Below are 12,604 nucleotides of genomic sequence, written 5' to 3' on the forward strand. Positions count from 1 at the left end.
ATCAGTGCAACGCCTGTTTTTCCTTTACCGAGTTTTCCGTCCTTGCTCCGTGTACCCTCTGGAAAGATCACAAGATTTCTCCCCTGAGCAATTCTGTCTGTAGATTCCCTGATAACGCTTAAATCACCTTTCCCTCTGACAACCGGAAATGCACCCAGTCTTCTTATAAGCCACCCGAAAGGCGGAAATCTGAATAATTCTTCTTTGGCAACAAAAGAAAATTTAGCACATCCTGCTGTAACCGCAATAAGCGGCGGATCTGCAAAAGTCCTGTGGTTGCAGGCTATGATAAATCCCGGTTTGTCCGGAATATTTTCCCGTCCTTCAACCTTCACATTATAAAATCCGTAATATATTCCCTGTACAAACTTATAAAGACCCCGGTAAAAAATATTCATTATGTCACAAGCCCCTTTATTCTATTTCCGTTATCATTTTAACCAGTCTGGTTTTAACTTCATCAACAGTCATTCCGGTAGTATCCAGCAAAACAGCATCCTCTGCCTGTTTCAGCGGAGCAATGTCCCTGTGCATGTCATTATAGTCACGCTTTTTTATATCCTCCAGTACCTGTTCAAAGGTAACTCCCGGCATATCCTTTATTTCACGGTATCTGCGCTGTGCTCTTTCCTCGGCAGAGGCTGTAAGAAATATTTTAAGGTCAGCGTCCGGCAGTACAACTGTGCCGATATCTCTGCCGTCCATTATAATATTATTTTCAGCGGCAATTTTCTTTTGAAGTCCGAAAAGAAATTCTCTTACCTCCGGAATTGCCGACACCTTGGAAGCATTCATTGAAACCTCAGGAGTGCGGATTTTATCGGTAATATCCTCTCCGTTCATTACTACATGCTGCGAACCGTCAATAAATTCAAGGTTCAGATTTATTTTATCCAATGAATTTACAAGGCTGTCATTATTCAGATTATTTTCCAGTGCAAAAAGAGCTATTGAACGATAAAGCGCACCTGTATCAACATAAATATACCCCTTTTCCAATGCAGCTGCTTTAGCTATGGAGCTTTTTCCGGCACCTGCCGGTCCGTCAATTGCAATATTAATTCCCATTTATATTCTCCTTTTTTACAAATTAAGTGCCGCACAGTAAGCGGTCGAAAAAGCGATCTGAAGATTAAAACCTCCGGTATACCCGTCAGTATCAATAATTTCTCCGGCAAAGTACAGTCCCTTTACAAGCTTTGATTCCATAGTTTTCGGATTAATTTCCTTTATATTTATTCCGCCGCTTGTGACGATTGCTTCTTCAATGGGACGAAAATCCCGTACCGTCAGCGGAAATGCCTTTAAAAGATTTACAAATGAAAGTCTTTCCTCACGGGTTATCTGATTTACCTTTCTTTCCCCCGGAATGCCCGAAAGCCTTACAGCAGCGGGAACAAGCTTCGCAGGCAGCAGCTTTGAAAGAGAATTTCCGAAAATCCGGTTTATATTTTCACTGAAATCCCGTAAAATACGTGCATCCAGCTGCTGTGGGGAAAGTCCCGGTTTCAGGTCAATGAATATCTTGTATCTGTCCTTTTCCATACAGTCTATGTGAGAGCTTGCACTGAGTACAAGAGGACCGGAAACGCCAAAATGAGTAAACAGCATTTCTCCCAGTTCTTTATATATTCTCTTATCCCTGTCATAAAGAGAAAGTGTGACATTTTTAAGGGAAAGTCCCATCATATCGGCACAGTACTTTTCATTGCATACAAGCGGTACAAGAGACGGTTTCAGTTCAGTAACGGTATGTCCCGCATTACAGGCAAGGGCATAACCGCTGCCGTCTGAACCTGTGCCCGGATAAGATTTGCCGCCTGATGCAAGCAGAACAGACTGTGAATAATATTTTTTTCCGCCAGCCTCAACGCCCTTACATACGCCGTTTTCTGTTATGATTCCCGTTACTTTTTCTTTTATGATTTTTACTTTATTTTTTCTTAAATTCTTTTCCAGTGCTGAAACAATATCACCGGCTTTATCGCTTGCCGGAAAAACTCGATTTCCACGTTCTGTTTTCAAAGGGACTCCCCATTCCTCAAACAGATTCATGGTATCCTGTGAAGAAAACTGTGAAAACGCACTGTAAAGGAATCTGGGATTTCTGGGAATATTCCGGAAAAGCTCGTCATTGGAGCAGTTATTTGTAACATTGCATCTGCCTTTACCGGTAATCATAAGCTTTTTGCCTATTTTTCCGTTAGGCTCAAATATAACCGTTTTTCTTCCCCTCATGGCACAGAAAATTCCTGCCATAGCTCCGGCTGCTCCGCCGCCGATAATAATTACGTCTGTTTCCATTCTCAACTCCATAGGCTGTTTTGCAGTTTCAGTATTTTTTCACGTCTTTTTTTTGTCTGCTCCGGGTCAATTTTATAAGCGTCCCCGCTTTTTACCAGAACATCTCCCTCACGGGCATTATCCGGAAGACTGTTTCTGTCTATTTCCAGATGATTATCATCATCTTCAATAACAGCAATATTACCTTCAAATCTTTCAATTATCAGCATATCAATTCTCCTGATTTTCAGTTTCTGCGGCAAGACCATCCTTTGACGATGTGAATACTACAGTTCCGTCCATATCCGTTCTGTAAATCTTATCTGTATATTCTTTCAGCCGTTCAACAGTATCCTCATGAGGATGCTTATACGAATTATCTCCGCACATTATAACAGCATAATCCGGATCCACAATATCAAGAAAATCCTCGCTGCTTGAGGTATTACTTCCATGGTGAGCGACTTTCAGTACATCTGCACTTTTAAGTCTTCCTGATTCAATAATATCCTTTTCCGCCTTTTTTTCAATATCTCCGGTAAACAGAAAATTATTCTGTCCGTGAGTCAGCATTGCTGCGGCAGAAAAATTATTAAGGTCACTGTAATCGTCCTTTACAGGAGATAAAATTTCCAGACTGCATTCCCCTATTTCATAAACCTCTCCGGGCTTTGCCGCAGTCAGCTTAAGACCTTTATCCTGAACGCTTTCAAGAAACTGTTCATAAAATTTAGTATCAGGAGTCATATCATCCGGCAACTTCGGGATAATAATATTTTTTACATCAGTATTGTCTATTATGTATGACGCTCCGCCCATATGATCAGAATGAGGATGCGTCAGCAGCATATAATCAATTGTATTTACATCATGCTGGTCAAGGTAATCGCAGACAGTTTGTGCATACTCCTTTTCACCTGTATCAATCAGCAGTGATTTCCCCTCTGAAAGTACTAAAGAACAGTCACCCTGCCCTACGTTTATATAGTGAACCTCCGCTTCTCCCCCTGCAACGCTTACGGTTTCCGAACCGAAAAACTCCTTCCAGTCGCTTAAGGTAAAAATATCAAGATAATCCGCTGCTGCCAGACCAACAGCCAGAATAATTATAAATGCTCCAATCTTTGCAAAAATTCCGGATTTCTTTTTATTTTTTCGTTTTGCCATTTTTATTACCTCTTAGTCCTGAATACTCTTTCTCATTCTACGTTCAGACCATTGCTGCTTTGACATAAGAACCTTACGGGGTTTTGCTCCTTCATAAGGACCTACAACACCCATGTTTTCCAGTTCATCAATAATTCTTGCAGCTCTTGCATATCCAAGTTTCAGCTTTCTCTGAAGAGAAGATGTAGACGCCTGTCCCATTTCCACAACAATATCAATAGCCTTTTCTATGAGAATATCATCACCGTCCCCCATAGATTCAGCAGTGTCAGAAGAACGCTCTCCCTTTTCAGCAGGCATGCTCTGTTCAACTGCTTCGATAATATCCGCATTATATTCAGATTCGGACTCTTTCTTAATAAATCCGACAATAGCTTCAACTTCCTTTGTAGAACATAAGCACCCCTGAACTCTCAGCGGTTTCTGCATACCATTCGGATAATAAAGCATATCACCGTATCCTAAAAGCTTTTCCGCCCCCTGAGTATCAAGAATAGTTCTTGAATCCACCTGAGACTGAACGGACAACGCAATACGGCTTGGGATATTGGCTTTGATAAGTCCCGTAATAACATCAGTTGTAGGACGCTGAGTCGCAATAATAAGGTGCATTCCGGCAGCTCTTGCCATCTGTGCCAGACGGCATACTGCGTCTTCGACTTCCTTTGACGCTGCCATCATAAGGTCAGAAAACTCGTCGATTGCAATAACGATCTGCGGCAGTTTTTCAATATTTTTTGCAGCAGCCATTTCATTATATCCGCCTAAGTCCCTGACATTATTGTCAGCAAAGAGCTTATATCTTCTGAGCATCTCCTGAACTCCCCAGTTAAGAGCACCTGCTGCCTGACGAGGATCAGTAACAACCGGAATCAGAAGATGGGGAATACCATTATATGTGGTAAATTCAACCATTTTAGGGTCAATAAGTATAAGCTTTACCTCTTCAGGATTTGCATGGTAAAGTATACTCATAATAATCGAATTTGTACATACTGATTTACCGGAACCTGTAGTTCCTGCAATAATCATATGAGGCATTTTTGCCACATCGCCTATAATTATATTTCCGGCAATATCCTTGCCTACAGCAAAAGCAAGCTTACTTTTTGAGGTCTGGAATTCCTTGCTTTCAATAATTTCACGGATTGAAACTATGTCCTGATTAGTGTTAGGAATTTCTATTCCTATTGCAGCTTTTCCGGGAATAGGTGCTTCTATACGCACTCCGGCAGCCGCCATATTCAGTGCTATATCATCTGAAAGATTAGTGATCTTTGAAACCTTTACTCCGGCAGCCGGCTGGATTTCATATCTTGTAACTCTCGGTCCTCTCTGAATAGCAACAATTCTTGCTATAACGCCGAAGCTTTTAAGTGTACTTATAAGAGTATCCGCTTTTTCCTTAAGTTCTGCCGCTGCGGCAGGGTCATTTGCTTTTGTGACGCTCTTGCTGAGCAGATTAATCGGCGGCAATACATATTTCTTTGCAGCCGCCGGCTTTATATCAGCTTTTTCAGGGGCATTTTCCTCTGCCCTGGCCGCCTTTTCCGCAAATGTTTCAGGAAGATTTTCCCTGTCTCCGCCTACCACGGCTTTTTCCACCAGAGCATCAAGCTCATTTTCCGGCTTCTTAGTTTCTGTGCTTTCAGGCTGCTTTTCTTTCATATCCGTTTCAGCAGTTTCCGCAGCTTTCTGTACTGACGGTTCAGGAATCACACCATCAATAGGGATATCTATCGCAGGTCCGCTTTGTCCGCTCCATTCCGGAGCTTTAAAATCAGGCGGTGCCAGATCCGTACTGTCATTTACCGGAATATCAAAATCAAAATCGTCGTCCGGAACAACATCCTGTTCAGGAATGTTTGAATTGGCAATGGAAATTGCCTCCTGTTCCTCGTCATACTCCCATTCCTCATAGGAATCAAGAATATGATTTTCCTCTCTTATTTTCTGAAGAGAATGGTACATTTTGACAAAAGGCTTGTAAAAAAGTCCGAAAAACTGGAACAGCGTCAGATTTGACAAAAGCATGATAAAAATAAACAGCAAAACACATATAATAATCTTTGCTCCTATAGAACCAAAAAATTTAAGCAGCGGCCATGCTATCAGCGCACTTAAAAGTCCTCCGCCCTCAAGATTTGATCCGGCTTCATAAAGATATCTGCATTTTTCTATAAAACTGTCTCCCTTAGCTTCTCCTGCAAACATAATCTGAACTACCGAACTGCTAAGCAGTGTAAGACCGATTCCCCACATTGCTCTCCCAGCAACAGTCTGCTGAGATCTTTCCATACTTATAAGAAGTGCCGTGTAAATAAGTATTACAGGCACCAGAAATACAGACAATCCGAACAGTCCCCTGAAAAGATTATGAATAACCCTCCATCCGCTGCTGCCTTCAATTACCGTAAACAGAAAAATCAGAATTCCTGCTGCAAACAAAATTACAGACCAGAACTGATTTACCGGATCTTTCTGAGGCTGTGCCTTTGCACCGGAAGACGCTTTAGGTGCAGCCTTTTTAGTACTTCCGGATTTTTTTGTGTTTCCGGTTTTTGATTTGGCAGAACCGCCTCTTTTTTTACTTTCCGCCACTTCTATTGTCCTTTCATGTTCACCTTAATTATTTCTTTAAATAGTCTACTAAATTCATGCCTACAGCATGCTCAAAAATTCCGATACCGATAACGGCTATACCAAGAATAAATGTATAAATTGCAAAAATCTTGAATTTATCTGACTTTACAAGCCAGTTTACCATTTTAATTGCACACAGTCCCACAACGGCTGCAACAGCAAATCCAAGAATGAAGTTTACAGGTTCAAATGCCAGAGCATTCTGTTCTGCCGCATCTTTGATTTCCAGCAGACATCCGCCGAGTATTGCGGGAATTCCCAGAATAAATGAATACTGCACAGCTGTTTCTCGTTCAAATCCGCAGAAAAGACCGCTTGAAATTGTAGAACCCGAACGTGATACACCCGGAAGAAGTGCAACACCCTGAAAAATACCTACAACAACAGCATCCTTACCCTTGATATCTTCAAATTTCTTGCTTCCCTTGACGCATCTGTCAGAAAGGAAAAGTATAACGGAAGTATAAAGAAAGCATATACCTTCGACTATTATATCGCTGTCTTCTGATATCCCCTCAAAAAAGTCCTTGAATATGTAAAATGGTATCAGAAGTAAAAGTGAAATGATCATCATGATTATAGCACGTCTCGGTCCGTTCATTTCCTTCCATTTGAATTTTCCCGTAAATATATCCCTGATCATAAATACCAGTTCTTTCAGCATTTCCCAGATAGTTTTACGGAATGCTGTAAAAACAGCTACCAGTGTACCCAGATGCAGAATTGCGGAAAACAAGAGTGCCCCCTCTCCGCTGTTTCCGGTAAAATGTTGATAAAGAGAAATATGTCCTGAGCTTGATACCGGTAAAAATTCGGTAAGCCCCTGTATAATTCCCTGCATAATCGCTTCAAAAATATTCATTTTGTCCTCCTTGTAATATGTATGCGGAAATTATTTCCGCAGTTCTTTTATAATTTTATAATATTCATCCCTTTCAAGAAATACGAAAGGATCAGTAGTACATATTTCCTCAGTTTGTTTTTTATTGCTTTCTTCCCCGGAAAAATCATGTAAAACATCTTCCGGACTTATAATAGTATAAAGGATCATTGCTTTTTCTCACCTGTCTTTACATCATCGGGATATTTCTGCTCCGATTCCTCTATCAGGCTGTAAAGGCATTCGATAGCATCGCTTAAACCGCCCAGACTGTCAATGAGTCCCAGTTCCACCGCCGTTTCGCCGTCCACAACAGTTCCCATATCCATTGCAAGCTCACCGGTTTTCAGCATAAGGTTTCTGAAATTTTCCTCACTGATATTACTGTTTGCGGTTACGAAATTTACTATTCTGTCCTGCATTTTGTCAAAATACGAAAGCGTCTGAGGAACGCCCAGAACCAGTCCGTTCATTCTCACCGGATGAATAGTCATTGTAGCCGAGGGGACAATAAACGAATGGCGGGCGCTTACCGCCAGCGGCACTCCGATAGAGTGTCCTCCCCCCACGACAATAGAAACAGTAGGTGTTTTCATTCCGGCTATAAGCTCTGCAATAGCAAGACCTGCTTCAACATCTCCCCCCACCGTATTGAGAATTATCACCAGTCCCTCAATAGACCTGTCCTGCTCTATTGCAACAAGGGCAGGAATAATATGTTCGTATTTGGTAGTTTTGTTCTGAGACGGAAGCACATAATGACCTTCTACCTGACCGATAATTGTAAGGCAGTGAATAAGATGCTTTGCATTATGGGAAACCACTTCCCCCATTTTTTCTATAAGCTCTGCCCTGTCAAGCCTCTCATCAGTTTCGTTTTCATTATCCTTATTTTCTTTTTCATCTTCATTATAGTTTTGTGTATTCATAAACCTGTACCTTTCCTCAGAGATAATATTTCTATTATTTTCATAAGAAACAGGTTTATACACTTATTTTTATTATAAACCATTTTACATTTAAAGTCAAATAAAAAAATCCGGCAGCTGTAAAACTGCCGGATAATAATATTCTGTTATGTTATCTGGAATATTTAAATTAATATCCCATGCCGCCCTGTGGTGCAGCAGCTGCCGGTTCCGGTTCAGGGATATCTGCAACCAGACTTTCTGTTGTAAGAACCATAGCTGATACTGATGCCGCATTCTGAAGTGCTGAACGTGTAACCTTAGTAGGATCAACGATACCAGCAGGAATCATGTCAACATATGTTTCATTGTAAGCGTCAAAGCCATAGCCGACCTTACCTGAACGCTTGATAGTATCTATAATAACACTGCCTTCAAGACCAGCATTCAAAGCGATCTGACGAACTGGTTCTTCCAGAGCCTTAAGAACAATAGCAGCACCTGTCTTTTCATCGCCTTCCAGTTCCGGAATAAGCTTTTCAACAGCAGGAATTGCATTGATAAGAGCTGTACCGCCGCCGGCAACAATGCCCTCTTCAACAGCAGCCTTTGTAGCAGCCAGTGCGTCTTCAATTCTCAGCTTCTTTTCCTTCATTTCAATTTCAGTTGCAGCACCAACCTTGATAACAGCAACACCGCCTGCAAGCTTTGCAAGTCTTTCCTGAAGCTTTTCCTTATCAAAGTCAGAAGTTGTTGCATCAATCTGTGCTCTGATCTGCTCTGTTCTGTTCCTGATATCTTCAGAATTGCCTGAACCGTCAACAATGATTGTATTCTCCTTGCCGATTACAACCTGTCTTGCACGGCCGAGCTGTTCAATTGTTGTATCCTTAAGTTCAAGACCCAGTTCTTCAGAAATTACCTGACCTCCTGTAAGAATTGCTATATCCTGAAGCATTTCCTTACGTCTGTCGCCAAAGCCCGGAGCCTTTACAGCTGCACATCTGAATGTACCTCTGAGGTTATTGAGGATAAGTGTTGTAAGAGCTTCGCCTTCGATATCCTCTGCAATAATTACAAGCTTCTTGCCTGACTGTACAAGCTGTTCCAGAAGAGGAAGAATTTCCTGAATTGAAGAGATCTTCTTATCTGTAATAAGAATGAACGGATCGTCATATACAGCTTCCATCTTTTCTGTATCAGTTGCCATATAAGGTGAAATATAACCTCTGTCGAACTGCATACCTTCAACAACTTCACTGTATGTTTCAGCAGTCTTGCTTTCTTCAATTGTAATAACGCCGTCTGCTGTAACCTTTTCCATAGCCTCTGCAATAAGCTTGCCGACTGTTTCATCAGCTGAAGAAACTGTTGCAACTCTTGCGATATCATCGCTGCCTTCAACTTTCTTGGAATTTGCTATAACGCTGTCAACTGCTGCGTTAACAGCCTTGGACATACCCTTCTTTACGATCATCGGATTTGCACCAGCAGCAATATTCTTCATGCCTTCACGGATCATAGCCTGTGCAAGAAGTGTTGCAGTTGTTGTACCGTCACCGGCTGCGTCATTTGTCTTTGTTGCAACTTCCTTGAGCATCTGTGCTCCCATATTTTCAAAAGCATCCTCAAGTTCAATTTCCTTTGCAATTGTAACACCGTCATTTGTTACGAGAGGTGCACCGAATTTCTTGTCCAGAACAACATTTCTGCCCTTAGGACCAAGTGTGATTTTAACTGTATCAGCAAGCTTGTCAATACCTGCCTGTAAAGATTTTCTGGCGTCTTCGCCGTATTTAATATCCTTTGCCATAATAATGATTCTCCTTTACTGTTTTAATATTTATTATTCTACAATAGCCAGAACTTCAGACTGACGGAGGATTGTATATTCAACATCGTCAACCTTGACTTCTGTGCCGGCATATTTGCTGAGCAGAACCTTATCGCCCACTTTTAAATACATTTCAACTTTTTCGCCGTCAACAACTCCGCCCGGACCTACTGCAACTACTTCGGCAATCTGTGGCTTTTCCTTTGCCGCCGCCGCAAGTATAATACCGCCTTTTGTTGTTTCTTCGGCTTCAGTCATTTTAATGACAATTCTGTCTGCCAATGGTTTGATAGTCATATTTATTCCTCCTAAATTTTTTAGTAACTTTAATTTGTTAGCACTCAAACTCCCTGAGTGCTAATTACTATTTTACCAACTTTCCTGAAAAAATCAAGGCATTTTTAGAATATAAATTATTTTTCGTAGGTGTGCCTAATTATTGGTATAAATCGTGCTATAATAATGTGTATAATTAACAAATATTAAAAAATGTAAACTTTTTTAAACCTTAAAAAAATATTTTATATTGACATTTTTTGCATAATTTGATAATATTAAAGTAAGTAAATATAAACTCTTGTTAGGAATAGTTCTCAAATATATAAACTATTGTTGAAAAAAGGTGATTTTATGGATCATGACAAAGTACTCATAGTTGATGACGACAAAAATATATGCGATCTGCTCAGGCTTTACCTTGAAAAGGAAGGCTACAGCACTATAATTTCAAATAACGGTGAAGAGGCAATGGTTAAATTCAATGCCCTGAAGCCGGATATTATTCTGCTGGATATTATGCTTCCCGGTATGGACGGTTGGCAGATATGCAGGGAAATACGGAAAAATTACAATACTCCTATTCTCATAATCACAGCCAAAGGTGAAGTCTTTGACAAGGTTTTGGGACTTGAACTGGGGGCAGACGATTATATCGTAAAACCCTTTGACACCAAGGAAGTTCTTGCACGTATCAAGGCTGTTACCAGAAGAACCAGTCACACTCCGTCTGTTTCTGAGTCAAAGGAGCTTTTTTATGACAATCTTCATATAAATCTTACACGGTATGTACTGAAAGTAAACGGAAAGGTTATAGATACTCCTCCGAAAGAACTGGAGCTACTTTATTTTCTGGCGTCCAATCCGAACAGGGTTTACACCAGAGATCAGCTTCTTGATGAAGTATGGGGATTTGAATATTACGGAGATTCACGTACCATTGACGTTCACATAAAAAGACTTCGTGCAAAGCTTGAAGGCGCATCAGATAAATGGTCGCTGAAAACTGTATGGGGCGTAGGCTATAAGTTTGAATGCGATGAAGATCAGCTTTAAGGCGGCATTATGAAAAAAAAATTATTTGTTCAGTATCTGAATTCTTTATTGCTTCTTACCTTTGGTGCAGTTTTTACAGGTATCTCTGTATTTTCCTTTGGCGCATCTCATCTTAAAAAGTCTGAATACAGGGAAATTGACAAGACATCAAAAACTATCGTTCAGAGTATGGAACGCAACGTTTCCGAAACCGGAAATATTAATGAGGCAATATCTGCTTTTCAGGGATTTCTGGATATAAATGCAGACATGTTTCATACAAATTATTATATTCTCGACGGAAAAAGCGGGGAAATTATAATAAGCTCAAAATCAGTGTACAAAGAGTACAAACCGAAGTCGATTTCAACACTCAAAGGTTCTGATAAATTCAGTATTGTAAACAGTGAAACTATCATATACAGCAAAAGTATGCAGTCGTCATTATCTGAAAGTGGAACAATACAATTTATTGCCATAAGATCGGCAGATGAGCTTTATAAGTCCATAATGAATATCGGCGAGATACTCATAGTTTCAGCAACTGTTGTACTCATCATTTTCGCCGTTATTTTCCATTTTATAAAACAGAAACGATACAAGCTGCTGGTCGAAATAAACGAAAAATCCGAAGCATATCTTAAAAATACAAATAATAAATTACAGCTTCCGGATACAAATGATTACGAGATCAGATTGCTGGTATCAATTATAAACCGCATGGCTGATGTAATTTCAGATGACAAACGTAAAAGCCTGGAATTCATGTCTAACATTTCACATGAGATCAAAACTCCTATAACAATTATAAACGGATTTATTTCAGGAATTCTTGACGGAACAATACCAAAAAATGACACAAGAAAATATCTGGCAAGAATTTCCGAACAGACTAACCGCATGATCCGGCTTGTTAAGACTATGATGAAAATTTCCGGAATAGAATCCGGAGAAATGCAGCTTAACGGCAAACCAGTAAATCTTACAGCACTTTTCGTAGAAACACTTTTCATGTATGAAAAGGAAATTGAGGAAAAGGATGTTGTTGTTGACGGAATTGACAGTGCAAGAGCCATAATGTTCGGCGATAAGGACATGCTTTATCAGATAGTCTACAATCTTGTGGATAATGCTGTAAAATTTGTAAATCATGGCGGAAAAATAAAATTAAATGCATATTCTGATGAACAGAATATATATATCAGGTTCGGAAATACCGGAATGGGGATATCAGGCAAGGATATGCCCAGAATATTTGACAGGTTTTACAAGACTGACTTTTCCAGAAGCAGTGATACCTCCGGCGTGGGACTTGGTCTTTCCATAGTCAAAAAATTTGTAAGCTATCATCGGGGCAGTATCGTTTTAAAAAGCACTCCAGATGACTACACAGAATTTCTTCTGACATTTCCGGCGTACAAACCAGAAATGGAAAATCAGGAAGATAATAAGGAAAACGGCAATATAAATGCCGGTCAATAATAACAGGCGGTGACAAGCATGGATGAAAATTTTGAAAACAATAATAATATAAACACAGAAGGAGAAAATATTTTCGCTCCGGCAGAAAATAATGAA

Annotated in this window: 13 protein-coding genes; 2 read left to right on the top strand and 11 right to left on the bottom strand. The window is 40.2% G+C overall.

Annotated features, from left to right (window positions below):
* The 11 genes from ACI4WO_RS03830 to ACI4WO_RS03880 form a co-directional block, all read right to left on the bottom strand.
* Positions 1 to 398: lysophospholipid acyltransferase family protein (locus ACI4WO_RS03830; protein ID WP_439806236.1), on the bottom strand; the 398-nt coding region annotated here is incomplete at its 3' end.
* A 16-nt stretch (positions 399 to 414) separates the two neighbouring features.
* Complete coding sequence (cmk, locus tag ACI4WO_RS03835) at positions 415 to 1,068, bottom strand: (d)CMP kinase (RefSeq protein WP_439806237.1); 654 nt, start codon at positions 1,066 to 1,068, stop codon at positions 415 to 417.
* Between the two features lie 15 nt (positions 1,069 to 1,083).
* Positions 1,084 to 2,304 carry an NAD(P)/FAD-dependent oxidoreductase gene (locus ACI4WO_RS03840; protein ID WP_439806238.1) on the bottom strand — a complete coding sequence of 407 codons (1,221 nt, stop codon included), beginning with the start codon at positions 2,302 to 2,304 and terminating at the stop codon, positions 1,084 to 1,086.
* Between the two features lie 2 nt (positions 2,305 to 2,306).
* Positions 2,307 to 2,513, bottom strand: coding sequence for a DUF3006 domain-containing protein (locus ACI4WO_RS03845; RefSeq protein ID WP_439806239.1), 207 nt, complete (start codon positions 2,511 to 2,513; stop codon positions 2,307 to 2,309).
* 1 nt (position 2,514) lies between these two features.
* Entirely contained in the window at positions 2,515 to 3,450 is a 936-nt protein-coding gene (locus ACI4WO_RS03850; protein WP_439806240.1) for a ComEC/Rec2 family competence protein, read from the bottom strand.
* A gap of 12 nt (positions 3,451 to 3,462) precedes the next feature.
* Entirely contained in the window at positions 3,463 to 6,051 is a 2,589-nt protein-coding gene (locus ACI4WO_RS03855) for a DNA translocase FtsK 4TM domain-containing protein (protein WP_439806241.1), read from the bottom strand.
* 28 nt (positions 6,052 to 6,079) lie between these two features.
* Complete coding sequence (locus ACI4WO_RS03860) at positions 6,080 to 6,955, bottom strand: undecaprenyl-diphosphate phosphatase (protein ID WP_439806242.1); 876 nt, start codon at positions 6,953 to 6,955, stop codon at positions 6,080 to 6,082.
* A 30-nt stretch (positions 6,956 to 6,985) separates the two neighbouring features.
* Entirely contained in the window at positions 6,986 to 7,144 is a 159-nt protein-coding gene (locus tag ACI4WO_RS03865; protein WP_439806243.1) for a hypothetical protein, read from the bottom strand.
* Positions 7,141 to 7,902 (bottom strand): ClpP family protease, encoded by a 762-nt coding sequence (locus tag ACI4WO_RS03870; RefSeq protein WP_439806244.1) that lies wholly within the window; start codon positions 7,900 to 7,902, stop codon positions 7,141 to 7,143. Before ACI4WO_RS03870 ends, ACI4WO_RS03865 begins: the two co-directional genes overlap by 4 nt.
* Positions 7,903 to 8,071: 169 nt before the next feature.
* Positions 8,072 to 9,694 (bottom strand): chaperonin GroEL, encoded by a 1,623-nt coding sequence (gene groL / locus ACI4WO_RS03875; protein ID WP_439806245.1) that lies wholly within the window; start codon positions 9,692 to 9,694, stop codon positions 8,072 to 8,074.
* Between the two features lie 33 nt (positions 9,695 to 9,727).
* Entirely contained in the window at positions 9,728 to 10,012 is a 285-nt protein-coding gene (locus ACI4WO_RS03880; protein WP_439806246.1) for a co-chaperone GroES, read from the bottom strand.
* Positions 10,013 to 10,345: 333 nt separating this feature from the next.
* Between ACI4WO_RS03880 and ACI4WO_RS03885 the strand changes: the two genes are divergently transcribed.
* A complete protein-coding gene (locus tag ACI4WO_RS03885) occupies positions 10,346 to 11,047 on the top strand; it encodes a response regulator transcription factor (RefSeq protein WP_439806247.1) in 702 nt (233 codons plus the stop codon).
* A gap of 9 nt (positions 11,048 to 11,056) precedes the next feature.
* Positions 11,057 to 12,508: a sensor histidine kinase gene (locus ACI4WO_RS03890; RefSeq protein ID WP_439806248.1), complete on the top strand. Its 1,452-nt coding sequence runs from the start codon at positions 11,057 to 11,059 to the stop codon at positions 12,506 to 12,508.
* The last annotated feature ends 96 nt before the right edge of the window (positions 12,509 to 12,604 follow it).

Origin of the sequence: Porcipelethomonas sp., from assembly GCF_051893655.1 — a bacterium.
Taxonomy (GTDB): domain Bacteria; phylum Bacillota; class Clostridia; order Oscillospirales; family Ruminococcaceae; genus Porcipelethomonas.